Source organism: Acinetobacter sp. TY1, from assembly GCF_048551395.1.
Classification (GTDB): domain Bacteria; phylum Pseudomonadota; class Gammaproteobacteria; order Pseudomonadales; family Moraxellaceae; genus Acinetobacter.
Map to the genome: position 1 here is coordinate 1 of NZ_JBLYZK010000037.1, position 24,287 is coordinate 24,287.

General features: G+C 39.2%; 19 protein-coding genes, 1 tRNA gene and 1 pseudogene. 17 read left to right on the forward strand and 4 right to left on the reverse strand.

The genetic code is table 11. From position 1 onward, the window contains the following. From ACK2M2_RS14925 to htpG, 16 genes and pseudogenes are all read left to right on the forward strand, one after another. A pseudogene (locus ACK2M2_RS14925) lies at nucleotides 1-76 on the forward strand (elongation factor Tu); the annotation flags it as partial. Between the two features lie 70 nt (nucleotides 77-146). Continuing rightward, nucleotides 147-222, forward strand: a tRNA-Trp gene (locus ACK2M2_RS14930). A gap of 75 nt (nucleotides 223-297) precedes the next feature. Beyond that, the gene (gene secE / locus ACK2M2_RS14935; RefSeq protein ID WP_409512819.1) at nucleotides 298-738 is read left to right on the forward strand and encodes a preprotein translocase subunit SecE; all 441 of its coding nucleotides are present in this window, start codon (nucleotides 298-300) and stop codon (nucleotides 736-738) included. A gap of 7 nt (nucleotides 739-745) precedes the next feature. Further along, on the forward strand, nucleotides 746-1,279 hold the full coding sequence (gene nusG, locus ACK2M2_RS14940) for a transcription termination/antitermination protein NusG (RefSeq protein WP_409512820.1): 534 nt from the start codon (nucleotides 746-748) through the stop codon (nucleotides 1,277-1,279). A gap of 130 nt (nucleotides 1,280-1,409) precedes the next feature. After that, nucleotides 1,410-1,838, forward strand: coding sequence for a 50S ribosomal protein L11 (gene rplK, locus ACK2M2_RS14945; RefSeq protein ID WP_004868049.1), 429 nt, complete (start codon nucleotides 1,410-1,412; stop codon nucleotides 1,836-1,838). 3 nt (nucleotides 1,839-1,841) lie between these two features. Continuing rightward, nucleotides 1,842-2,537 carry a 50S ribosomal protein L1 gene (gene rplA, locus ACK2M2_RS14950; RefSeq protein ID WP_409512821.1) on the forward strand — a complete coding sequence of 232 codons (696 nt, stop codon included), beginning with the start codon at nucleotides 1,842-1,844 and terminating at the stop codon, nucleotides 2,535-2,537. 303 nt (nucleotides 2,538-2,840) lie between these two features. Beyond that, nucleotides 2,841-3,374: a 50S ribosomal protein L10 gene (rplJ, locus tag ACK2M2_RS14955; protein WP_419349663.1), complete on the forward strand. Its 534-nt coding sequence runs from the start codon at nucleotides 2,841-2,843 to the stop codon at nucleotides 3,372-3,374. 42 nt (nucleotides 3,375-3,416) lie between these two features. Further along, nucleotides 3,417-3,782: a 50S ribosomal protein L7/L12 gene (rplL, locus tag ACK2M2_RS14960; RefSeq protein ID WP_409512823.1), complete on the forward strand. Its 366-nt coding sequence runs from the start codon at nucleotides 3,417-3,419 to the stop codon at nucleotides 3,780-3,782. Between the two features lie 309 nt (nucleotides 3,783-4,091). After that, the gene (rpoB, locus tag ACK2M2_RS14965) at nucleotides 4,092-8,180 is read left to right on the forward strand and encodes a DNA-directed RNA polymerase subunit beta (protein ID WP_409512824.1); all 4,089 of its coding nucleotides are present in this window, start codon (nucleotides 4,092-4,094) and stop codon (nucleotides 8,178-8,180) included. Between the two features lie 154 nt (nucleotides 8,181-8,334). Continuing rightward, complete coding sequence (gene rpoC, locus ACK2M2_RS14970; RefSeq protein WP_409512825.1) at nucleotides 8,335-12,528, forward strand: DNA-directed RNA polymerase subunit beta'; 4,194 nt, start codon at nucleotides 8,335-8,337, stop codon at nucleotides 12,526-12,528. A gap of 288 nt (nucleotides 12,529-12,816) precedes the next feature. Beyond that, nucleotides 12,817-13,173: a DNA transfer protein p32 gene (locus ACK2M2_RS14975; protein ID WP_409512826.1), complete on the forward strand. Its 357-nt coding sequence runs from the start codon at nucleotides 12,817-12,819 to the stop codon at nucleotides 13,171-13,173. Between the two features lie 222 nt (nucleotides 13,174-13,395). Continuing rightward, nucleotides 13,396-14,271 carry an alpha/beta fold hydrolase gene (locus ACK2M2_RS14980; protein WP_419349666.1) on the forward strand — a complete coding sequence of 292 codons (876 nt, stop codon included), beginning with the start codon at nucleotides 13,396-13,398 and terminating at the stop codon, nucleotides 14,269-14,271. A 142-nt stretch (nucleotides 14,272-14,413) separates the two neighbouring features. After that, complete coding sequence (locus tag ACK2M2_RS14985) at nucleotides 14,414-15,829, forward strand: Na+/H+ antiporter family protein (protein WP_419349668.1); 1,416 nt, start codon at nucleotides 14,414-14,416, stop codon at nucleotides 15,827-15,829. Between the two features lie 239 nt (nucleotides 15,830-16,068). Next, on the forward strand, nucleotides 16,069-16,680 hold the full coding sequence (locus ACK2M2_RS14990) for an OmpW/AlkL family protein (RefSeq protein ID WP_409512829.1): 612 nt from the start codon (nucleotides 16,069-16,071) through the stop codon (nucleotides 16,678-16,680). Nucleotides 16,681-16,838: 158 nt separating this feature from the next. Further along, complete coding sequence (locus ACK2M2_RS14995) at nucleotides 16,839-17,180, forward strand: lysozyme inhibitor LprI family protein (protein WP_409512830.1); 342 nt, start codon at nucleotides 16,839-16,841, stop codon at nucleotides 17,178-17,180. Between the two features lie 89 nt (nucleotides 17,181-17,269). Continuing rightward, nucleotides 17,270-19,189 (forward strand): molecular chaperone HtpG, encoded by a 1,920-nt coding sequence (htpG, locus tag ACK2M2_RS15000; RefSeq protein WP_419349670.1) that lies wholly within the window; start codon nucleotides 17,270-17,272, stop codon nucleotides 19,187-19,189. 173 nt (nucleotides 19,190-19,362) lie between these two features. Here the strand turns inward: htpG and ACK2M2_RS15005 are convergent, their stop codons facing one another. The 4 genes from ACK2M2_RS15005 to ACK2M2_RS15020 all read right to left on the reverse strand — a co-directional run bounded on the left by ACK2M2_RS15005 (nucleotide 19,363) and on the right by ACK2M2_RS15020 (nucleotide 23,138). Then, nucleotides 19,363-20,442, reverse strand: coding sequence for a hypothetical protein (locus tag ACK2M2_RS15005; protein ID WP_409512836.1), 1,080 nt, complete (start codon nucleotides 20,440-20,442; stop codon nucleotides 19,363-19,365). 778 nt (nucleotides 20,443-21,220) lie between these two features. Continuing rightward, the gene (locus ACK2M2_RS15010; RefSeq protein ID WP_419349672.1) at nucleotides 21,221-21,925 is read right to left on the reverse strand and encodes a DsbA family oxidoreductase; all 705 of its coding nucleotides are present in this window, start codon (nucleotides 21,923-21,925) and stop codon (nucleotides 21,221-21,223) included. Nucleotides 21,926-21,999: 74 nt separating this feature from the next. Then, nucleotides 22,000-22,659 carry a CDP-alcohol phosphatidyltransferase family protein gene (locus tag ACK2M2_RS15015; protein WP_419349674.1) on the reverse strand — a complete coding sequence of 220 codons (660 nt, stop codon included), beginning with the start codon at nucleotides 22,657-22,659 and terminating at the stop codon, nucleotides 22,000-22,002. A gap of 65 nt (nucleotides 22,660-22,724) precedes the next feature. After that, the gene (locus tag ACK2M2_RS15020; protein ID WP_419349676.1) at nucleotides 22,725-23,138 is read right to left on the reverse strand and encodes a hypothetical protein; all 414 of its coding nucleotides are present in this window, start codon (nucleotides 23,136-23,138) and stop codon (nucleotides 22,725-22,727) included. A 167-nt stretch (nucleotides 23,139-23,305) separates the two neighbouring features. Here ACK2M2_RS15020 and ACK2M2_RS15025 point away from each other — a divergent pair, with 167 nt between their 5' ends. After that, nucleotides 23,306-24,055 (forward strand): hypothetical protein, encoded by a 750-nt coding sequence (locus ACK2M2_RS15025; protein WP_419349677.1) that lies wholly within the window; start codon nucleotides 23,306-23,308, stop codon nucleotides 24,053-24,055. Nucleotides 24,056-24,287: the final 232 nt, after the last annotated feature.

Below are 24,287 nucleotides of genomic sequence, written 5' to 3' on the forward strand. Positions count from 1 at the left end.
CCCAGGTCTACGTTTTGCGATCCGTGAAGGTGGTCGTACAGTTGGTGCTGGTGTTGTTGCGAAAGTAACTGCATAATATCGAATGAAATGATTAATGGATTGGGAATTACGATTCCCAATCTGTTATATTAAGTCTGTAAAGTTATAGGTCAGTAGTTCAATTGGTAGAGCGTCGGTCTCCAAAACCGAATGTTGGCGGTTCGATCCCGTCCTGACCTGCCAGATTTTGTAAATAAAAGCTTGATGCTGGCTAAACAGGTCATATAATAAGTCGCGAATCCTACGACGAGTACAAGAATGTCGAATGATAAATCGCGTGACGCATTAAGCGACGCGCCAATCCCTCAAAGAAATACTTCCGCTGAAACAGTAAGTTCTGGTTCTCCGCTTGATGTGGTGTTATGGATCATTGCTCTAGTTTTATTTGTTGGTTCACTCATGGTAAATCAGTCTTTGCCAGCCTATTGGGAGCCTGCTAGTAATATCTGGGTGCGTATTGGGGTAATTTTGGCTTGTATCATCGGGGCTTTAGGTTTATTATACGCCACCCATCAAGGCAAAGGCTTTGTCCGTTTGCTGAAAGATTCACGCATTGAGTTGCGTCGAGTCACATGGCCAACTAAAAATGAAACAGTGACTGCTTCATGGCAGGTATTGGCTGTGGTGATTGTTGCGGCAATTACAATGTGGTGTTTTGACAGCTTAATCAGTTGGTTGATGAAGTTTATTATCGGGTAAGAGAGCTATGAAACGTTGGTACATTATTCATGCCTATTCAGGCTATGAAAAACAAGTGATGCGTTCGCTTAATGATCGAATCCAGCGTAGCGCTGTTGCTGATAGTTTTGGTGATGTCCTTGTCCCTACTGAAGAAGTGGTGGAAATGAAGGATGGTAAGAAACGTAAGTCTGAGCGTAAATTCTTTCCAGGTTATGTATTAATCGAAATGGAAATGAATGACGATACTTGGCATATTGTTAAAGAATGCCCGAAAGTACTCGGTTTTATTGGTGGTACTGCTGAAAAGCCTGCACCAATTACGCAAAAAGAAGCAGATGCGATTCTTGCACGTGTAAATAATACGGGTGAAGCACCTCGTCCTAAGACGATGTTTGAGCCAGGTGAAGAATTACTTGTTGTGGACGGTCCATTCACCGACTTTAGAGGTGTGGTGGAAGAAGTTCTGTATGATAAGTCACGTTTAACGTTGACGATCAATGTATTTAATCGCCCAACTCAGGTTGAATTGGAATTTCGACAAGTCGAAAAAGCAATTTAATCCGCTTTGGTTGATCAAGCGCCCGATTTCTTTGAATCGGGCATTGTTGTTGTAACGGTATCGTACTGATTTTCGTTGCATATAAAACTTGGGGAGCCTTCATCGGCGTTTGTACCCAGAGGTAATTGAAATGGCTAAGAAGATTGACGGCTATATCAAGCTGCAAGTTCCAGCTGGTAAAGCAAATCCATCTCCACCGATTGGTCCTGCACTAGGTCAACGTGGTGTAAACATCATGGCATTCTGTAAAGAATTCAATGCTGCTACACAAAAAGTTGAAGCTGGTCTACCAATTCCAGTAGTGATCACTGTGTACAACGATAAGTCGTTCACATTTATCATGAAAACTCCTCCTGCTGCTATTCTTCTTAAGAAAGCTGCTGGTATCCAAAAGGGTTCGGCTGTACCAAATAAAACTAAAGTTGGTAAGTTGACTCGCGCTCAATTGGAAGAAATTGCGACTACTAAAGAACCAGATCTTACTGGTGCTGATTTAGACGCACGTGTACGTACCATTGCTGGTTCTGCGCGTTCTATGGGCTTGGAAGTGGAGCTATAAGACATGGCTAAATTAACTAAACGTCAAAAAGCCATTGCTGCTGCTATAGAAGCAAACAAAGTTTATACTTTGGAAGAAGCTGTACAAGTTCTTAACACCCTACCTGCTGCTAAATTCAAAGAATCTTTGGATGTGGCTGTAAACCTAGGCGTTGACCCACGTAAATCTGATCAGGTTGTTCGTGGCGCGACTACACTTCCTGCAGGTACTGGTAAAACTGTACGTGTTGCTGTATTTGCTCAAGGTGCTGCTGCTGAAGCTGCTAAAGCTGAAGGCGCAGATGTTGTTGGTTTTGATGATCTTGCTGAGAGCATCCAAGCTGGTAACCTTGACTTTGATGTAGTAATTGCTGCACCTGACGCTATGCGTGTTGTGGGTAAATTAGGTACGATTCTTGGTCCACGTGGCTTAATGCCTAACCCTAAAGTGGGTACTGTAACTCCTGACGTTGCGACTGCAGTTAAAAATGCAAAAGCTGGTCAAGCACGTTACCGTGTAGACAAAGCGGGTATCATTCACGCTGCTATTGGTCAGGTAGGTTTTACTGCTGAAGCTATCCGTTCAAACGTTGAAGCGCTTATCGTTGATCTTAAGAAAGCAAAACCTGCTACTTCTAAAGGTGTTTACGTTCAAAAGATCACTCTAAGCTCAACTATGGGCCCAGGTCTTGTTGTTGATGTAGCAAACGTTTCTAAATAAGTCTCGACTTATTTAACAGAATTTTGAAGCCCTGAGTGATATTTGAAATACTGTTTCAATATTGCGCAAGAAAGCCAGTTTTGGATGTCTTGCATACTTAGGCAAACTTTGAATTGATAAATTTATTTATCAGCGTCAAAGACCTCAGGCGAGGTGAGTTCTCGGACTTACTTCTTAAAAATCCAGTCTGAGTAGACGCGGTGGTGTGATTTGTTCATCCTCCGCGTGTAAGTTCAGTAATGAATTTACGAATTGGGAGTGTACTTCGCGTAAGTACATAAATCACCGTTAGGAGGTTTTACAATGGCTCTTCTTATCGAAGGCAAAAAACAGATCGTTGCTGAAGTAACTGAAGTTGCTTCTACAGCGTTTGCTGCTGTTGTTGCTGACTACCAAGGTTTAACTGTTGAGCAATTAACTGCTCTTCGTGTTGAAGCTCGTAAGTTAGGTGTTGCTACACGTGTTGTACGTAATACTTTGGCTAAGCGTGCTCTTCAAGATACTCAATTTAACATCTTGAACGACAACCTTGTTGGCCCAACAATCTTAGCTTTCTCAACTTCTGAAGATGACATGGGTGCTGCTGCACGTTTGTTTGAAGAATTTGCGAAAACTAATAAAGCATTTGAACTTAAAGCTGCTGCATTTGATGGCAAGCTTTATCAAGGTTCAGAGGTTAGCGTTATCGCAAACCTTCCAAACCAAGAAAAAGCGCTTACTATGCTTGCAAATGTTCTTCAAGCTCCTATTTCGAAATTGGGTCGCTTACTTACAGCGCTTCAAGAGAAAAATACAGCTCCAGAAGTGGCAGAAGTTTCAGAAGCTTCAGAAGCTTAAATCAATTTTCACATCATTCAATACCCATTTGGAGTTACTCTCATGGCTTTAACAAACGAAGAAATCCTAAACGCAGTTGCTGAAAAAACTGTTCTTGAGCTTGTTGAACTTATTTCTGCTTTCGAAGAAAAATTCAACGTATCTGCTGCTGCTGTAGCTGTAGCTGCTGCAGGTCCTGTTGCTGCTGCTGAAGAACAATCAGAATTCAATGTTGAATTGACTTCTTTCGGCGCGAACAAAGTTGCTGTAATTAAAGCTGTTCGTGAAGCAACTGGTCTTGGCTTGAAAGAAGCTAAAGATATGGTTGAAAGTGCTCCTGCTGTTATTAAAGAAGGCGCTACTAAAGAAGAAGGCGAAGAACTTAAGAAGAAACTTGAAGCAGCTGGTGCTACAGTTACACTTAAGTAATCTTAAGCGGAGTCAATTTTTTCAAAATTGGCTCCACAAATTGGCTGATGGCTCTTGGGTCATCAGCCTTTTTGCGTTACAATAATCGGCTCGATTTTTGATTGTATTGCTATAAAATGCATCAATTATTGATAATAATTATTAAATTCAAACGCTTAACAATGTTTTTCTGTTTTGAAAATATTGTTAAGCGTTTTAATACCACTGAAAAATTGCAGCATTTGTAAAAGGTGGTGGTCATATCGACCTGCGTAATTCCTTCTGAGCCCGTTCTGCAGGCGGGTTTGGTTTACTTTCCGAGGACTCCAGATGGCATACTCATATACCGAAAAGAAACGGATCCGCAAGAATTTTGGTAAATTGCCCCAAGTGATGAAGGCTCCATACTTATTGTCGATTCAAGTCGATTCGTATAGAACATTCTTACAAGGCGGTAAAACACCCAAAAATCGCGAAGATATCGGTCTCCAAGCGGCATTTCGTTCAGTGTTTCCAATTGAAAGTTATTCTGGCAATGCCGCTTTAGAATTCGTTGAGTATAGTCTTGGTAAGCCTGAGTTCGATGTGCGTGAATGTATTTTACGTGGTTCGACTTATGCTGCACCAATGCGTGTAAAAATTCGTTTGATCATTAAAGATCGCGAAACGAAATCAATCAAAGACGTTCGTGAACAAGAAGTGTACATGGGTGAAATGCCACTCATGACCGAGAACGGTACATTTGTGATCAACGGTACTGAGCGTGTAATCGTATCTCAGTTACACCGTTCTCCAGGTGTGTTCTTTGACCATGATAAAGGTAAAACGCACTCAAGCGGTAAAGTGCTTTATTCAGCACGTATCATTCCTTACCGTGGTTCATGGTTGGATTTTGAATTTGATGCGAAAGATTTAGTCTTTGTTCGTATTGACCGTCGCCGTAAATTACTTGCGACTGTGATTCTTCGTGCATTGAACTATAACAATGAACAAATTCTTAACATGTTCTATGAGAAGGTACCTGTATATCTTGATATGGGTAGCTATCAGATTGACCTTGTACCAGAACGCCTGCGTGGCGAAATGGCGCAGTTCGACATTGCTGATGAATCGGGCAAAGTTGTTGTTGAGCAAGGTAAACGTATTAATGCACGTCACGTACGTCAAATGGAAGCATCTGGTTTAACCAAACTGCCTGTTCCAGATGAATACTTGTATGAGCGTATTACAGCTGAAGATATTCCATTACATAATGGTGATGTCATTGCTGCCAATACAGTGCTTAGCCATGAAATCATGGTGAAAATTGCTGAAGGCGGTGTTAAACAGTTCAATATTCTATATACCAATGATATTGATCGTGGTCCGTTTATTGCTGATACATTACGTGCAGATACGACAGAAGGTCGTGAGCAAGCACTTGTAGAAATCTATAAAGTAATGCGTCCAGGCGAGCCACCTACTAAAGAAGCGGCTGAGAACCTGTTCAATAACTTGTTCTTCTCAACTGAACGCTATGATCTATCTCCAGTAGGTCGTATGAAATTCAACCGTCGTTTGGGTCGTCCTTACGAAGTGGGTACAGATCAGAAATCTCGTGAAGTTGAAGGTATTCTTTCAAATGGCGATATTACTGATGTATTGAAAACATTGGTTGAAATTCGTAACGGTAAAGGTGAAGTTGACGATATCGATCACTTGGGTAACCGTCGTGTTCGTTCTGTTGGTGAAATGACAGAAAACCAATTCCGTGTAGGTCTTGTACGTGTTGAGCGCGCTGTTAAAGAGCGTTTAAACCAAGCAGAAACAGATAACTTGTCTCCGCAAGATTTGATCAATGCAAAACCTGTTGCAGCGGCAATCAAAGAATTCTTTGGTTCAAGCCAGCTGTCTCAGTTTATGGATCAAAACAACCCATTGTCTGAAATTACACACAAACGTCGTGTATCAGCACTTGGTCCCGGTGGTTTGACGCGTGAGCGTGCAGGCTTTGAAGTACGTGACGTACATCAAACGCATTACGGTCGTGTATGTCCAATTGAAACACCGGAAGGTCCAAACATTGGTTTGATCAACTCATTGTCTGTTTATGCAAAAGCAAACAACTTTGGTTTCTTGGAAACACCTTACCGTAAAGTTATCGATGGTCAAGTTACACTTGATATTGAGTATCTATCTGCAATTGAAGAAGTAGGTACTGTGATTGCACAGGCCGATTCTGGTGTTGATAAAGACGGTAACTTAACAGAAGAATTTGTATCTGTACGTCACCAAGGTGATTTTGTTCGTATGCCTCCTGAAAAAGTGACGCATATGGATGTATCTGCACAACAGGTTGTATCTGTAGCAGCATCACTTATTCCATTCCTTGAACACGATGATGCCAACCGTGCATTGATGGGTTCAAACATGCAACGTCAGGCTGTTCCGACATTGCTTGCTGACAAGCCACTTGTTGGTACAGGTATGGAAGCAAACGTAGCACATGACTCTGGCGTATGTGTGATTGCAAACCGTGGTGGTCGTATCGAGTTTGTTGATGCATCTCGTGTTGTTATTCGTGTAAACGAAGACGAAATGATCGCAGGCGAGGCAGGTGTAGATATTTACAACCTGATCAAATATACACGTTCGAACCAAAATACTTGTATTAACCAAAAAGTTCTTGTGAACTTGGGCGATAAAGTAGGTCGTGGTGATGTATTGGCTGATGGTCCATCAACAGATGGCGGTGAGCTTGCACTCGGTCAAAACATGCGCGTTGCATTCATGACTTGGAACGGTTACAACTACGAAGACTCGATCTTGTTATCTGAGCGTGTTCTTCAAGAAGATCGTTTGACTTCTATTCACATTCAAGAATTGTCATGTGTCGCACGTGATACTAAATTGGGTGCGGAAGAAATCACAGCGGATATCCCGAACGTGGGTGAAGCTGCACTGTCTAAGCTTGATGAATCAGGTATCGTATATATTGGTGCTGAAGTAACTGCAGGTGATATTTTAGTTGGTAAAGTGACACCGAAAGGTGAAACGCAGCTTACACCAGAAGAAAAATTGCTACGTGCAATCTTCGGTGAAAAAGCGGCTGACGTAAAAGATTCATCATTACGTGTTCCTTCGGGTACTAAAGGTACAGTAATTGACGTTCAAGTTTTCACACGTGATGGCATTGAAAAAGATGATCGTGCTCAAGCAATTGAGAAAGCTCAACTTGATGCTTACCGTAAAGATTTGAAAGAAGAATACAAAATCTTTGAAGAAGCTGCTCGTGAGCGTGTTGTACGCTTGTTGACAGGTCAAGAATCAAATGGTGGTGGCACAACTAAACGTGGTGACAAACTTTCTGATGAAAAATTGTCTGGTTTAGAGCTTGTTGATCTACTTGAAATTCAACCTGTTGATGAAGCAATTGCTGAACGTTTAACGCAAATTCAAGTGTTCTTGAAAGAGAAGAGCATTGAAATTGACGAAAAATTTGCAGAGAAAAAACGTAAACTTTCAACTGGTGATGAGTTAACCACTGGCGTATTGAAAGTTGTTAAAGTTTATCTTGCTGTAAAACGTCGCATCCAACCGGGTGATAAAATGGCGGGTCGTCACGGTAACAAAGGTGTTGTATCAAACATCCTACCTGTAGAAGACATGCCACACGATGCTAACGGTGTACCTGTTGATATCGTATTGAACCCGCTAGGCGTACCGTCACGTATGAACGTGGGTCAGATTCTCGAGACTCACTTAGGTATGGCTGCAAAAGGTCTTGGCGATAAAATTGACAAGATGTTAAAAGAGCAACGTACTGTACTCGAGCTTCGTGCATTCTTAGACAAGATTTATAACAAAGTTGGTGGCGAGCAAGAAGATCTTGATAGCTTAACTGATGATGAGATCTTAAAACTTTCTGGTAACTTACGTATCGGTGTGCCATTGGCAACACCTGTATTTGATGGTGCTGATGAAGGTCAAATCAAAGAGTTACTTGAGCTAGGCGGTATCTCACGTACAGGTCAAACTGTATTGTATGATGGACGTACTGGTGAACGTTTCGACCGCCCGGTAACGGTTGGTTATATGTATATGCTTAAACTTAACCATTTGGTTGATGATAAAATGCATGCACGTTCAACAGGTTCTTACTCTCTTGTTACGCAACAGCCGCTTGGTGGTAAAGCACAATTCGGTGGTCAGCGTTTCGGTGAGATGGAGGTCTGGGCACTTGAGGCTTACGGTGCAGCATATACGTTACAAGAAATGCTTACTGTTAAGTCGGATGACGTTGAAGGTCGTACTCGCATCTATAAGAACATTGTAGATGGTAACCATTATATGGATCCGGGTATGCCTGAATCGTTCAACGTATTGACCAAAGAGATCCGTTCTTTAGGTATCAACATTGAACTGAAAAATGGTGACTAAGAAATCTTTCCCAACCCTTCTTTAATAAAGAGGGGAGAAAGTCCCTCTTTGTAAAGGGGGACTTAGTGGGATTAGATATTCCCAAATTTCAGTAAAAACAATATTTGTGACCCCGTCAGAGAGTGAAAATCTCACTGATACACGGAGAAAAAAATTGAAAGACTTGCTCGATATCATGCGCAAAAAGACGGACTCAGACGGTCATGCTCCAGTAGAGTTTGATCGCATCCGTATTGGTCTTGCGTCACCAGAAATGATTAAGTCATGGTCTCATGGTGAAGTTAAAAAGCCTGAAACTATTAACTATCGTACGTTCAAACCTGAACGTGATGGTTTGTTCTGTGCCAAAATTTTTGGTCCAGTAAAAGATTACGAATGCTTGTGTGGTAAGTACAAGCGTATGAAATACAAAGGCGTCATCTGTGAAAAATGTGGCGTTGAAGTAACAACTGCGAAAGTTCGTCGTGAACGTATGGGTCACATCGAATTGGCTTCGCCAGTTGCACATATTTGGTTCTTAAAATCATTACCAAGCCGTATTGGTCTATTATTAGACATGACGCTTCGTGATATCGAACGTGTATTGTATTTCGAATCATACGTTGTAACAGATCCTGGTATGACTCCAATGGAGAAATACCAACTTCTTAACGATGAAGAATACTTCACAGCGTTAGAAGAACACGGTGATGAATTCAGCGCGAAAATGGGTGCAGAAGCTGTTCAAGATTTGTTGAAAGACATCGATCTTGAAGCTGAAATCTCTCGTTTACGTGAAGAAATTCCAACGACGACGTCTGAAACTAAGTTGAAAAAGGCGTCTAAACGCTTAAAACTTATGGAAGCGTTCAAAGAGTCGAATAACAAACCAGAATGGATGGTGTTAACAGTACTTCCAGTACTTCCACCTGATCTTCGTCCGTTGGTACCGCTTGAAGGTGGTCGTTTTGCAACTTCTGACTTGAACGATCTTTACCGTCGTGTGATTAACCGTAACAACCGTTTAAAACGTCTTCTTGATCTTGCAGCACCAGACATTATCGTACGTAACGAAAAACGTATGTTACAAGAGTCTGTAGATGCATTGTTAGACAACGGTCGTCGTGGTCGTGCGATTACAGGTTCAAACAAACGTCCTCTTAAATCTTTGGCAGATATGATCAAAGGTAAACAAGGTCGTTTCCGTCAAAACTTACTTGGTAAGCGTGTCGATTATTCTGGTCGTTCGGTAATTACCGTTGGTCCTACTTTACGTCTTCACCAATGTGGTTTACCGAAGAAAATGGCACTTGAATTATTCAAGCCGTTTATCTTTGCGAAACTACAAGCTTCAGGTCAAGCAACCACCATTAAAGCTGCAAAGAAAATGGTTGAGCGTGAAACACCAGAAGTTTGGGACGTTCTTGCATCTGTAATTCGTCAACATCCAGTCATGTTGAACCGTGCGCCAACACTTCACCGTTTAGGTCTTCAAGCATTTGAACCTATTCTGATTGAAGGTAAAGCGATCCGTCTTCACCCACTCGTATGTGCCGCGTTCAACGCCGACTTCGATGGTGACCAAATGGCGGTACACGTTCCATTAACACTTGAAGCTCAGTTAGAAGCTCGTGCGTTGATGATGTCTACAAACAACATCTTGTCACCTGCAAATGGTGAGCCAATCATCGTTCCTTCTCAGGACGTTGTCTTGGGCTTGTATTACATCACTCGTGATGCGATCAATGCCAAAGGTGAAGGCATGGTGTTTGCGGATACTCACGAAGTAAACCGTGCACTTGCTACAAATCAAGTTAATTTACATGCTCGTGTTAAAGTACGTGTGCATCAAACGATTATTGATGAAAACGGTAACCGTGAGCATCAAACGATTGTTGTAGATACTACACCAGGTCGTTGTCTACTTTGGGAAGTTGTTCCTGAAGGGATGGACTTCCAACAAATCAACGTTGAGATGACGAAGAAAAACATCTCTAAATTGATTAACTCTTGTTACCGTAAATTAGGTCTTAAAGATACTGTAATCTTTGCTGACCAATTGATGTACCTTGGTTTCCGTCAAGCGACTCGCTCAGGTGTGTCAGTTGGTATGGAAGACATGCTTATTCCACCGCAAAAAGAAGCGATTATTGGAAAAGCAGAAACTGAAGTTCGTGAAATTGAACAACAGTTTGAACAAGGTTTCGTAACTGCTGGTGAACGTTATAACAAAGTTGTCGATATTTGGGCGCGTACAAATGACCAAGTAGCGAAAGCGATGATGGATAACTTATCTTTCACAACTGTTAAAAATAAACAGGGTGAAGATGAGAAACAAAAATCATTCAACTCAATTTATATGATGTCTGACTCTGGTGCCCGTGGTTCGGCAGCTCAGATTCGTCAGCTTGCAGGTATGCGTGGTTTGATGGCGAAACCAGATGGTTCGATCATTGAAACACCAATTAAAGCAAACTTCCGTGAAGGTTTGACAGTACTTCAGTACTTCATCTCGACACATGGTGCACGTAAAGGTTTGGCCGATACCGCACTTAAAACAGCGAACTCAGGTTACTTGACTCGTCGTCTTGTAGACGTTGCACAAGATTTGGTAATTAACGAGCCAGATTGCGGTACGTTAGGCGGTCTTGTAATGACTCCATTCATTCAAGGTGGCGATGTAATCGAAAACTTGGGTGCACGCGTATTGGGTCGTGTTGTTGCTGAAGATGTGAAACGTGTTGGTACAGACGAAGTTTTACTTGAACGTAATACATTGATTGATGAGAAACTTGCAACATTTATTGAAAATGCGGGTATCGATGAAATCAAAGTACGTTCAGTTGTAAACTGTGAATCGACTTTCGGTGTTTGTGCGAAATGTTATGGTCGTGACTTGGCTCGTGGTCATCAGGTAAATCCTGGTGAGTCTGTGGGTGTTATGGCTGCGCAATCAATTGGTGAACCTGGTACACAGTTAACCATGCGTACGTTCCACGTTGGTGGTGCTGCGAGCCGAACGTCTGCTGCAAACAGCGTACAAGTTCGTAACAAAGGTACAGTACGTTTCCACAATGTGAAAACAGTACAACACGCGAAAGGCCACTTGGTATCGACTTCACGTTCAGGTGAAATTGGTATTGCAGATGAGATCGGTCGTGAGCGCGAACGTTACAAATTGCCATACGGTGCATCGATTATCATTAAAGATGGCGAAGCTGTAGAAGCAGGCGGTATTGTTGCAACTTGGGATCCACATACACATCCACTTGTAACAGAAGTTGCGGGTAAAGTACGTTTCAGCCAAATCGCTGATGGCGTGACTGTTACGACCAAAACTGATGATGCAACAGGCATGTCGACAATCGAAATCTTACCAGTGACTTCACGTCCTGTGTCAGGTAAAGATTTACGTCCAGCAGTTGTATTGGATACTGTTGACGGTGGTGAACAGTTCTACTTCTTGCCACAAAACACAATTCTTTCTGTTCGTGATGGCGAAACGATTGGTGTAGGTGACGTTATTGGTCGTGTTCCACAGGAAACTTCACGTACTCGTGACATTACCGGTGGTTTGCCACGCGTAGCGGATTTATTTGAAGCACGTAAACCGAAAGAACATGCAATTCTTGCAGAAATTTCGGGTGTCGTGACTTTTGGTAAAGAAACCAAAGGCAAAAACCGTTTAGTGATTACACCAGATGATGGTTCTGAAATTTATGAAGAACTGATTCCTAAATGGCGTACCATTAACGTGTTTGAAGGCGAACATGTTAACCGTGGTGAAACGATTTCTGATGGCCCACAAAATCCGCATGACATTTTACGTCTGAAAGGTGAAGTGGCGTTGACTAACTACATCGTGAACGAAGTTCAGGACGTTTACCGTCTACAAGGTGTAAAAATCAACGATAAACACATCGAAGTTATCGTTCGTCAGATGTTACGTAAAGTTGACATCACTGATGGTGGCGATACAAGCTTCATCAAAGGCGAACAAGTTGAGTACATTCGTGTAATGCAAGAGAACCAAGCTGTTCTTGCGCAGAACAAGTTCCCTGCGAAATTTGAACGTTTATTGATGGGTATTACCAAAGCATCGCTTTCTACTGACTCGTTCATTTCTGCTGCATCGTTCCAGGAAACAACACGTGTGTTAACTGAAGCTGCTGTAACAGGTAAAGAAGATGAATTACGTGGCTTGAAAGAGAACGTAGTTGTAGGTCGTCTGATCCCAGCGGGTACAGGTTTGGCTTATCATTTAGAGCGTCGTCGTCAGGAAGCAGAAGCTGCTGAACATGAGCTTGTAAATGACTTTTCTGAAGTAGATCAAGCATTCTCTCAAGCATTAAACGAAGATTCTTTCTAAGAATATTATTTAAAGTTTGAAATGAAAAAAGACGCCTAAGGGCGTCTTTTTTTATTTTTTATATTGAATAAAATAAAAATGGTAAATGTTATAACAACATAAATTTTTTCTATTTTATTATGACTTTATTTTTTTAATCATGCTTTTACTTGGGTGTCTAGTGATGCTCAGAAATGAAGAAAAAGTGGCGATAAAACTACAAAAGGGTATGAAAAATAACACAATGTAATCAATCGATAATGTGAAAAAGAGTATCCTGAATAGAGCTATATTTAAGGGAATTTAGTCATGAAAAAATCAGTATTAGTTTTATGTTCAGCAATGCTTCCAGTAGTACTACTCGCGGGTTGTGAAAACATGTCTGCCAATGATAAGCGTATTGGTGCCGCAGCATTAGGTGGTGCAGTGGGTGGTGGTGTAGGTAATCACGTTGGTGGTGGTGTTGGCGGTGCGCTTGGTGCAGGTGGTGGTGCTGCTGTAGGTAGTAAAGTTGAAAATGGTTCTAACCGCAATGCAACATACAGTGGTATTGGTGCAGGTGTAGGTGCCGCAATTGGTAAAGGAATCTTTGGTGGTAATGCGGGTGCAGCTATTGGTGGTGCTCTCGGTGGTGGTGCTGGTGCGGCTATTGAACAGAAGAAATAAATTATTTTTTATAAAAAGCGCTTAAAGCGCTTTTTTTTAGTATTGAATTCATCCTTATAAAAGATAAAAACGATATTGTCGATCATTAAATTTTAATTGTAGATCAGGTCAATACGCATCGATAAAATTTAATACATACTGAACTGAATACATAAAATGATGAATGTGATGGATAGAGGTGTTATTGATCACATAAGTAGATAAAAAAGAATAGGGTACAGTATGCAAGCAGAATTACATTGGGTGGTAACACAAGATAATCAAAAACTATGTGCGAAAACATGGGGGAATAAAGACAAAGCTGCAATGGTTTTAGTTCATGGCTATCCTGATAATCAGGAAGTGTGGGAGCCGATGATTCAGCACCTATTAAATGATTACTATGTCATTACTTACGATGTTCGAGGGGCAGGTGAGTCATCTGTACCAAAGCGTATACGTGATTATGCTTTGCCGCGTTTATCACTTGATTTGGAATGCGTGGTGAATCAGTTGTTACCTAATCGTGCATTTCACTTGGCAGCACATGATTGGGGCTCAATTCAGTCGTGGGAATCGGTGACTGAACCGAAATTTAAAGATAAGATTTTATCGTATACCACTATTTCAGGCCCGTGTTTAGACCATGCAGCTTTTTGGATGCGTAATCAATTTACACATGAAAAAAATAAATTTTTTAAACAGCTCTTTAAATCATGGTATATCGTGGCATTTCAATTGCCTGTACTTGCACCAAGTGTGTGGACTTTCCTTAATGCCGAGCGTTGGGGGAAAATTGTCGAGCGTTTAGAGCATCAAAAAGGTTTACCGAAGAATGAAAAGATTACCCAAGATGGTAAGCAGGGGATTTCATTATATCGTGCCAATTTTATTCCAAGATTAACGATGCCTCGTCAGCGTTATGCGATTTGCCCTGTACAAGCGGTAGTATTGAAACGTGATAATTTTGTTAGTCCAGAATTGATTGATGAAATTCCAAAATGGGCGACTGATTTTAGTAAAGTTGAAGTGGATGCAAACCACTGGGCGGTACTGAGTCGACCAGAAGAAATTGCTGGTTATATCAAATCTTTCGCATCGCAAAATAATAATTTTTAAGTAAAATAATTAAATTTTTCAGTGATTGGGTGATGTGTTAATGAAAATCACTCGATCATTGAATGTACAACTTGACTAAATTACAGCTTACTTGTATTGAATCTGTTAAAATCTCGACTTTCAAATTTTTGTAATTTACGCTATGAATGCTGTCGTTATAGCGATTGCAGTGATGTTCATTCTCTCACTGTTACGCGTTTCTGTTGTTTTAACTTTGGTCATTTCAGCAATTATAGGTGGTTTAGTTGCTGGTTTAAGTCTGTCTGATACAGTCGCTGCTTTTAATGATGGTCTTGGCGATGGTGCTGAGGTTGCATTAGCATATGCAGTATTGGGTGCATTTGCATTGGCTTTGGCAAAATCAGGGTTACCAGATTTACTTGCACATAAATTAATTGGCTTATTGGGAATGGAAACAACCCAAAAGCAGGCAAAAAAAGTTAAATACTTACTGCTCGTTATTTTACTCATTTCTGCAATTTTTTCTCAAAATTTAATTCCTGTGCATATTGCCTTTATTCCGGTGCTTGTTCCGCCGTTACTAAAGGTTATGAACCATTTAAAACTCGACCGTCGTGCGGCAGCATGTGTGCTCACACTTGGTTTAGTGGCAACGTACATTTTCTTACCAGTAGGCTTTGGTAAAATTTTCCTTGAACAGATTTTGATGGGAAATATCAACAAAATTGGTGCAGCTTATAACTTGCATGTAGAAAGTTATATGTTGCCAATGGGTATGGCGATTCCTGTTCTTGGTATGGTAATTGGTACGCTTGTTGCTGTATTCATAAGCTACCGTAAACCCCGTATTTATGTCGATCGTAATGTATCGCCTGTAGCTACAATTGATCTTGATAAACCCCTTCGCGCAGTGAGTTCTGATCAGCTTAAAGCTGATGGCGAAGAGCTGATTGAAGAAGCACAAAAAGCACCTGTGATTGCGAAAAAAACCATCTTGATGGCATTACTTGCGATTGTTTTGACACTTGTTGCACAGTTGTATTCTGACTCGATGATTCTAGGCGGTTTGGTTGGTTTTGCGGTGTTATCTGCTGCAGGTATTTTCAAATGGCAAGAAGCCGATGATGTCTTTGTACAAGGTATGCGTATGATGGCATTGGTAGGTTTCATTATGATTTCTGCTGCAGGTTTTGCTTCCGTAATGACCCATACAGGTGATATTAATCAGTTAGTAAATGGTGTCGTTCACACGATTGGTGACAATAAAGCCCTTGCAGCATTCCTCATGTTATTTATTGGTTTATTTGTGACTATAGGTATAGGCTCATCTTTTTCTAGTGTTCCTGTACTTGCTGTTATTTATGTACCTTTGTGCGTTCAATTTGGTTTCTCACCGCTTGCAACTATCGCATTGATTGGTACGGCAGCAGCACTTGGCGATGCAGGCTCACCTGCTTCAGATTCAACATTGGGTCCTACAGCAGGTTTGGGTGTCGATGGTCAGCATGATCATATCTGGGATACGGTAGTTCCGACCTTCATTCACTTTAATATTCCGTTGCTTATTTTTGGTTGGATTGCGGCAATGGTTTTATAAAATCTTTATAATCTTAAATGATTCGTATTCTATATTGAATAATAAGTATTATTGAATAGTTGAAAAATAAAGTTTATTAATTAGGTTGGATTTAAAAACCAACCTAATTAATAAGATTAAATAAAATCTATTAAATATCAATGGCTTGAAAATAACATTTCAAAATATTAATTAATGCGTATTGCATCACGTTTAATGTTGTGTGTAATATGTCCGAAAACAACACTAGGGTATTAAAAATGTTAAAACAAGTTGCTCTTATTGCATTAATGGGGATGTCTGCTTCAGCAATGGCTGGTCAGTTTCAAGTTAAAGTTGGTGGTTCTGTAATTTCACCAACTCAAGATACAGCTGTTGCTGGTGTTGGTGTTGTTAAAGGTGATGATGAGCTTGCATTTACGCCATCAGTTGAATATTTTTTCAATGATAACTTCTCAGCAGAATTGTTATTGGCTACACCAATTGGTCATGATATTTTACTAGACGGTGAAAAAGCAGCAAAAGTGAAACATTTGCCACCTGTAATTACTGCCAAATATCATTTTAAAAACTCAACTCGTTTAACACCTTATATTGGTGTAGGTGCTGCTGCTTTTATTGCATTTGATGAACAATCATCTGGTGCTTTAGCAGGTACAGATATCAAAGTAAAAGAGGATTATGGTGTTGCAGGTCAGATTGGTGTAAATTTCCAACCTGCTGATGCGAAAAACTGGGGTGTTTATTTTGATGCGCGTTATGCACAGTTAAGCCCTGAAGTCACAGTAAAAGCTGGTGATGTAACGGCTGCAAAATTTGATTTAGATATTGATCCTATTGTTTATACAATTGGTTATAGCTACAAGTTCTAATTTAGACTTGGTAGTGAAAAACCTCAGTTCTACTGAGGTTTTTTTATATCTGTATATTTTGACCATTTAGCAATTAATAGAAAATAGGCATAAAAAGTCCTATCAGTTTATTGCAAATTTTTTTAAGCTCATTTGCTGAACATAAAGAAGAATGAAAAATGAAGATTAGAATTATTGGATTATTGTTAGGTTTAGGCGTATTTCAGATGGCTCAGGCAGCAAGTTTTGATTGTGACCGTGCGACGATGGCTTCGGAACGTACCATTTGTGCGCAACGTGAAATTAATGATGCCGATGTGAAAATGGCAACCACTTATAATATTGTGCGTAAATTGGTTCCGATGGGTAATCGTGGGGTGATTCGAGATCAGCAAGTGAAATGGCTCGTTTTACGAGATCAATGTCAGAGTAATGTTCAGTGCTTGGCTGAAGTGTATAAAATGCGTCAACAGAAACTCGATTTGGAAATGAATCGAATTTATAAACAGGGTCCTTTTTAAATTTTTTTACGCAATACCTTGAAATCACCTGATGTTCCTCCATCTCTAAAGCATTCAATAAAAAGTGTTTTAATTTTAAGGAACGATCGATGAGCGAGCAAAGTACAAAAAAACATAGTTTTCAGGCAGAAGTAGCCCAACTTTTACATTTGGTCACGCATTCTCTTTATTCTAACCCTGATATTTTCCTACGAGAATTGATTTCAAATGCTTCTGACGCATGTGACAAATTGCGTTTTGAAGGTATTAATCATCCTGAGTATTATGAAAATGATCCGACTTTACATGTCCGTGTGAGTTTAGATAAAGAAGCCAAAACGATGACCATTTCCGACAACGGGATTGGTTTAAGCGAGCAAGAAGCAATTGATAATTTAGGTACGATTGCTAAGTCGGGCACTAAAGACTTTATGTCTAAGCTCTCAGGTGATCAAAAATCTGATGCACAATTGATTGGTCAGTTTGGTGTTGGTTTCTATTCAGGCTTTATTGTTGCAGATAAAATTACTGTGGAATCTCGTCGTGCAGGTTTAGATACTTCGGAAGGTGTGCGTTGGATTAGTGGTGGAACAGGTGATTTTGAAGTTGAGCAAATCGTAAAGGATTCACGTGGAACAGATATTATTCTGCATTTACGTGAAGATGCTTTAGATTATTTAGATGCTTATAAAGTTAAACAAATCATCAATAAATATTCTGATCACATCAGCTTACCAATCGAAATGCAAAAAGAAGTTTGGCAGCAAGAAGAAGTTGCTGAAGGCGAAGAAGCGAAGCCAGGTCAGTATGTGAAAACAGATGAATGGGAAGTAATTAACTCCGCTAGTGCACTTTGGACACGTAGCAAAAATGAAATTACTGAAGAACAGTATGTTGAGTTCTATAAAAATTTAAGCCATGATTTTGATGCACCATTGGCTTGGGCACATAACCGTGTTGAGGGAAGCACCGAATATACCCAATTGCTTTATGTACCATCTAAAGCAGCTGCGAATATTTTTACACGTGAAGCGAAAGCAGGTATTAAGCTGTATGTGAAACGTGTGTTTATTATGGATGACGCAGATAACCTGATTCCTAACTATTTACGTTTCGTACAAGGTGTAGTCGATAGTGCCGATTTACCATTGAACGTGAGCCGTGAAATTTTACAAGAAAGCCGTGATGTGAAAACTATCCGTGAAGGGAATGCACGACGTGTATTGACCATGCTTGATGGTTTAGCGAAATCGGAAGATGAAGCAGATCAAGAGAAATTCAAAAAATTCTATGCTGAATTTGGTTCAGTGATTAAAGAAGGTTTAGGTGAAGACATAGGTAACCGTGAACGCATCCTAAAACTTCTACGTTTCTCAACTTCACAAAATGATGATGTTTCGACCTCACTTGAAGCCTATAAAGCGCGTATGAAAGAAGGTCAAAAAGCAATTTATTTTGTTACTGCGGATAGTCTTGCTGCAGCTAAAAACTCACCACAACTTGAATTGTTCCGTAAAAAAGACATTGAAGTGTTGTTGATGGCTGATCGTGTTGATGAATGGGCAATGGAATTTGTACATGAGTTTGACGGTACGCCAATGCAAAATGTATCAAAAGGTGCAGTAGACCTTGGTGATTTACAAGACGCAGAAGAGAAGAAAGCACTTGAAGCGGCGGCAGAACAATTTAAACCTGTAGTTGATAAACTTTCTAATGCATTGAAAGCTAAAACTAAAGAAGTTCGTGTAACGACACGTTTAGTCGATTCTCCTGCGTGTCTTGTAACAAGTGAAGGTGAACTTTCTCCACAATTGATTCGTATGCTACAACAAGCAGGTCAAGAAGTGCCTGAATCGAAACCAATTTTGGAAATTAACCCTGAACATCCTTTGGTAAAAAAACTTGAGGGTTCGGCGCAGTTTGATGATCTTGCGAATGTGATCTTCGACCAAGCAGTGATTGCAGAAGGTGGTTTACCTGCTGACCCTGCCGAATATGTAAAACGTATTAACAACCTATTACTCAAATAAGCAGTAATTTTTGTTGAGAGAGCCTATCGTAATGATAGGCTTTTTTATAGTTTATATTCGAATTGTATAAAATAGAAAAAATATAATAGTCTAGTTATTTCAGATATCAGTGGATAAGTCTGAACTTATCCACAATATGTAGAGTAATCAGTATCTAGATATTCAACGTAAGCTTAAAATAAAGCTTCTAAACGCAACAAAGCACTCGGATAGTGGCTTTTATCTTCCCGATGATCATTGAAATAATTCAGATCACCTTGCACATAAAACCATTCACGTAAAACGGGTTGACGCCACGAAATAAAGGGTCCCCAACTGTTTAGACGCAGATCATCATTATTATAAAACCCGCCTGTGTAAATACCATAGTTAAAACGGTTGCCTTGAAAAAATTGATGCTGTCGATAAGTTCTGTTATCCCAAGTGAGATCATCATCTTGATCATCGGCATAGGTGATATAAAACTGATTCGAAAGTAGTGCCTGGTTTGGGCGAGCATGGCTAATTTCTAAATTGGTACGTAAATAGTTTTCACTATCGATACCATAACGATAAATTTGCTCTGCATGAAAATAAAAGTCATTTTCTAATGTCCATGTTTTTTCGGCTTTTAAACGTGCATAAATATCATCACCAGAACGGATACCTAAATCTACATCAGTTTCAAAAGGCAGGCTTTTTGAAATTTGTGACCAACGTAGGGCAATAGAGGCATTGTCATCTTTAATTCGTTTGCTATCTATTGTTTTATTGGGATTATTGCCTGGATTTTCATTGGTAATCGCAATATTGTTCTGAATTTCATTATCTAAAGAATCATCACCAAAAACGACACTTAATCTATTTTCGAGTGTGGGTAATTTAATCCGTCCTCTAATTCTTGGTTTAATGTCATAATCATCATGTTTATTCCATCGATTATCAACAATAACTCTGAGCGTTGCACTTGCGGGTTGCTCAGGATTGGTTTCACCGAACCAATCATCCATTTTATGTGCTGTTCGGTCAGCCCAATTTCGTATCGATTTTTGTTGACGATCTGCCCAAGTCATATCTTCTGTGTCTTGAGTGGGTAATACGATGGATTGATTAGATTCCTCAGGAAAGAGTGTTGGCGTTGCATCAACCATTCGAGGAATTGCATCTGTCCACTTTAAATTTTGATCTTTAATTGATGGAATTTTATAGTCCGATTCTGTTTGAGCATGCACTGTCATGCTCAACAAGGAGGAGCAAACCAAGGGTAAAAACATGAAATAGATATTGTATTGTTTTATCTTCATAAATACCCCATTTTTTTGGGCTGAGAACAATAACTCAATCAATTGAATTGATAGATTGTAAAAGTATTCAGCAGATGACGTTTGAATTGGCTGAAAAAGTGCCAAAATCAAAGGGAATATTTAAGTTGTAGCAAAGATCTTTATAAATTGAAAGTTGTTATTTTAAATCAATTACATCATCTGTGTAATTGAGTGACTTATTTCAAATATAAACATAAAAAAAAGGAAACTAGTCGGACTAGTTTCCTACGCTAAAGCAAAAATTCTGTTGAGATGTATGTCATCAGCGTTAAAAATTGTAGGACAATTTTAAGATGTCATATTCTAATCTGAATATGACAGAAAAACTGTTTATAAGGTAGTCATAATGGGACATTTGTTTAAATACGATACAATAAAATGAGCTAAATCGTGTTGAATAGCGGTATATGAACAAATATCAGCTTACTTTTATGCATTTGTAGTTTATGTGACTTTAAGCCAAATTAGAAAACTAAAAATCCTCTACGGAAGAGGATTTAGTAAAAAGATGACTTAAATTAAGTTCATCAAAAAAAATAGAAACTTACAGCGCATGTTTAAGAAGAATCTACAGTTAAAGAATAAGTGATAATTTGATTAAAATATAGTCAAATATTGAAGAATTATATCTATCTTTTGTATCTTTATTCATGTTTTAGTAAATTATTAGCATACTGTAATGCACTTAAACCCATAATATTGTGGATTTAAGTGCAATGATTAAGACTTATTTTTCAGGAACGTCGCATTGATCATCATTGCAGACAAGTGCATCAGTTGATTGTTCTATAGTAGCTTGATCGGCGGTATTCAGTGTTTGTTCAAATACTTGTAAAAAAACTTCACGAGGTTGAGCACCTGCTAAAGCCACACGTTGATCAAAAACAAAGAAAGGTACACCTGTTACTTTTAGCTGTTCATGTGCAACTTGCTCATCAAATTTAACAAAGTCAGCAAATTCGTCTGAATCGAGGACATCATCCACTTCTACAGGGTTTAAACCAATACGTGAAGCAACATCTTCAAGTGTTTCACGTTCGCCAATAGGTAAGCCTTGCGTCATATAACTATAAAATAAAGCTTCTTTGGCTTCTGAGCCTAAGCCTTTGCTTTGTGCCAAATGCACAATACGGTGTGCATTAAAGGTATTGCCTGAGTTAGCATTTTCCCAGTTAAATTCAATGCCTTCAGCTTTTGCCATTTCCGCAATATTGCGTTGCATATCTTCTACTTCAGCAATAGTACGGTTATATTTTTGAGCCAAGCGTTCAGAGTTAGAAATTTCTTGGCGAGGTGGCGCTTCAGGATCAAGTTCAAAGCTATGCCAATGAATTTCGAGCTCAACACCCGCTTGTTCAGCAGCAGCTTCTAAACGTTTTTTTCCGATATAACAAAACGGACAAACGATGTCTGACCAAATATCTACACGCATGGCTTTCTCAAAATTTTATAAACAGATTGTAATTATGAGGGCGTTTCGGTCAGATTTAAAGTTTTGTACATCGATTACTTATTTTCTAAGAAATAATAAGCTGCGGTTGTTCGTTTGATAAGTGTGAAAACACAACCAATGTTCATAATGATTAAAGCGCCGAACATGACAAAATCATGTTGCCACACATAATATTCGATTGCTGTCGCAAAACAGGCGACAGTGAGTAATGCCATACGATGTTGTTTCGCCATCGGTCCTGCAAAATTTGATGGTGCGCCCATAGAAACTGCTAATGTTCGGACATACGCTGTGAGTACAGCAAGTAAAGTGGCTAACCATCCAAGTTCTGCTCCCCAAACTGAGCTTAGAACGGAATATCCTGCAGCTATAATAATGAGTGGATCAGAAATACGATCAGGAATGTCATTAAATAATTCACCTGAAGCCGTTGATTTCCCACCTTCAATGGCGACCATACCATCAAATAAATTACACAATAACCTGCCTTGAATTAGAAGTGCAGCAGCGATTAGCCAAAATGGACGCATACTTAAATTTTGTGTTGAAAGCAGAAAACACATTGCGGATAACAAGGCAAAGACAATACTCAAAATTGAAATTTGATTGGGTGTAATTGACTTTTGACTAAGCCAACGTGCAACGTTTTTACTCAGTTGATTCCCTCGGACTTTGAGTGGTCGTCTTGCTTCACTTGGATCATGTTGTTGCATAGGTGATTACTCTGATTCTTAGGTCTTTTAGAGGTGTAAGTAAACAAACTGATATTGAAAATTATCTACGTTTGAAGATGAGGCTGATTTTTATAAGTACGGTAGAGTTTTAAATTGGTAAAGATGGCAAATAAAAATGCCACGGTGAGTACCGGCGCTAGGGTATACACTATAGAAGGTGTACCAATCAAATGATGCACAAGTATTAAAAAGCTCCCAGTTAGTAAAACTGTACAAACAGGTGGAAGACAAAGTTTAGCAAGATCATTTGTAAAATAATTGAATTGTTTATCAATTAAAAAAGTCATAAATAGTGTGATAACGAAGCTACAGACCCCTTGAGTTAAGCCTGAAATGATTCCGTGTTGTAGGCTGTCCATTTTTGTATTGATATAAAATGTCCATCCACCCCAAAGCACGAAAGCAAGAATGGCTGAAATCACATTATAATTACGGGTGGTTTTTATGGTTTTCGTCATTTTTATCTATTATTCACGGCAAACTTTATAAATATATACCTTATATTTCATTAGATTATTACACCGTAAAATAATGTAACTCATTAATTTGATCAAAAAAAATACACAAATTTAACGTTTAAAGTTATGCTTCCTTATATAAAAAGAGCATCAATATAGAGGTCGATATGCGCCGTTTTGTTATTTTCCTCATTGTTTTGATTGCCATAGTGGCATCTATTATGGGCTATCAACATTATTCATTGAAAAAGAATGAAGCTGAACGTCAGACTTTTGATTTGGTGATGTCTGAAAAAATGGAACAATTGTATGAACAGGCACAGGATTGGTCGAAACCCATTGAGCTGAATGTACATGATGAACGTTTACACGGTGACTATAAGGTATTGTCAGAGTTTGTATTGAATTATTGGGTAAAGAATGCTGAAACAAGGAATCAATACTTACGTGAATTAAAAACAGTGAAGTGGGATCAATTTTTAAATGTTAACCGTTTAGACAAGGACAGTAAGCAAGCCTATAAAGAAACAGAATTAATGCTACAAACAGCACATCAAGCTTCAGAGAAGTATTTAAAACAAAATGAACTTAATAAAAATGAGGCGCTTGCTCAAGTTAAAAAGCTCGATATTGATCGTGAATTACGTAAACCACTAGAAGAAAAATTAGAAAAAAATTTGAAACATGATCAAGAAAGTTCTTTGATTATGCTTGAAATACAAGTTTTTAATAAAGCAGATGAAATGTTAGCAATGTTAAAGAAATATGAGTGGGAGCGAAAAGGAGATCAAATTTTATTTAAGAATGATGCTCAAGTGAAACAGTTTAATGTGCTGTATCAGGATATTTTAAAATTATCAGCTCAAATTGAACAGCGCAAAGAGGGTAATGCTGATGCTTTAGAAGAAGCGATATAGCAATTTACAACAATAAATAAAATAAAAAACCATTTTATTGAATATGTAATTCACAGATAAGGTGAAATCCATTTAAGTCAGATAGAGAAAAAGAGCTTGATGTTGAAAGATTAGTTGAATTTGGGGTTTTTGAGGCTTTTATATTGAGATTAGTGTAAAAGAATCAGATTATTTAGAGTAATTTTGTTGAATAAATAGGCTAAAAGCGAACTAAAAGAGTAATTTGGTATAA

Coding starts and splice junctions, on each gene's coding strand:
- secE (WP_409512819.1), top strand. CDS start 298: ATGTCGAATGATAAATCGCGTGACGCATTAAGCGACGCGCCAATCCCT.
- nusG (WP_409512820.1), top strand. CDS start 746: ATGAAACGTTGGTACATTATTCATGCCTATTCAGGCTATGAAAAACAA.
- rplK (WP_004868049.1), top strand. CDS start 1,410: ATGGCTAAGAAGATTGACGGCTATATCAAGCTGCAAGTTCCAGCTGGT.
- rplA (WP_409512821.1), top strand. CDS start 1,842: ATGGCTAAATTAACTAAACGTCAAAAAGCCATTGCTGCTGCTATAGAA.
- rplJ (WP_419349663.1), top strand. CDS start 2,841: ATGGCTCTTCTTATCGAAGGCAAAAAACAGATCGTTGCTGAAGTAACT.
- rplL (WP_409512823.1), top strand. CDS start 3,417: ATGGCTTTAACAAACGAAGAAATCCTAAACGCAGTTGCTGAAAAAACT.
- rpoB (WP_409512824.1), top strand. CDS start 4,092: ATGGCATACTCATATACCGAAAAGAAACGGATCCGCAAGAATTTTGGT.
- ACK2M2_RS14975 (WP_409512826.1), top strand. CDS start 12,817: ATGAAAAAATCAGTATTAGTTTTATGTTCAGCAATGCTTCCAGTAGTA.
- ACK2M2_RS14980 (WP_419349666.1), top strand. CDS start 13,396: ATGCAAGCAGAATTACATTGGGTGGTAACACAAGATAATCAAAAACTA.
- ACK2M2_RS14985 (WP_419349668.1), top strand. CDS start 14,414: ATGAATGCTGTCGTTATAGCGATTGCAGTGATGTTCATTCTCTCACTG.
- ACK2M2_RS14990 (WP_409512829.1), top strand. CDS start 16,069: ATGTTAAAACAAGTTGCTCTTATTGCATTAATGGGGATGTCTGCTTCA.
- ACK2M2_RS14995 (WP_409512830.1), top strand. CDS start 16,839: ATGAAGATTAGAATTATTGGATTATTGTTAGGTTTAGGCGTATTTCAG.
- htpG (WP_419349670.1), top strand. CDS start 17,270: ATGAGCGAGCAAAGTACAAAAAAACATAGTTTTCAGGCAGAAGTAGCC.
- ACK2M2_RS15005 (WP_409512836.1), bottom strand. CDS start 20,442: ATGTTTTTACCCTTGGTTTGCTCCTCCTTGTTGAGCATGACAGTGCAT.
- ACK2M2_RS15010 (WP_419349672.1), bottom strand. CDS start 21,925: ATGCGTGTAGATATTTGGTCAGACATCGTTTGTCCGTTTTGTTATATC.
- ACK2M2_RS15015 (WP_419349674.1), bottom strand. CDS start 22,659: ATGCAACAACATGATCCAAGTGAAGCAAGACGACCACTCAAAGTCCGA.
- ACK2M2_RS15020 (WP_419349676.1), bottom strand. CDS start 23,138: ATGACGAAAACCATAAAAACCACCCGTAATTATAATGTGATTTCAGCC.
- ACK2M2_RS15025 (WP_419349677.1), top strand. CDS start 23,306: ATGCGCCGTTTTGTTATTTTCCTCATTGTTTTGATTGCCATAGTGGCA.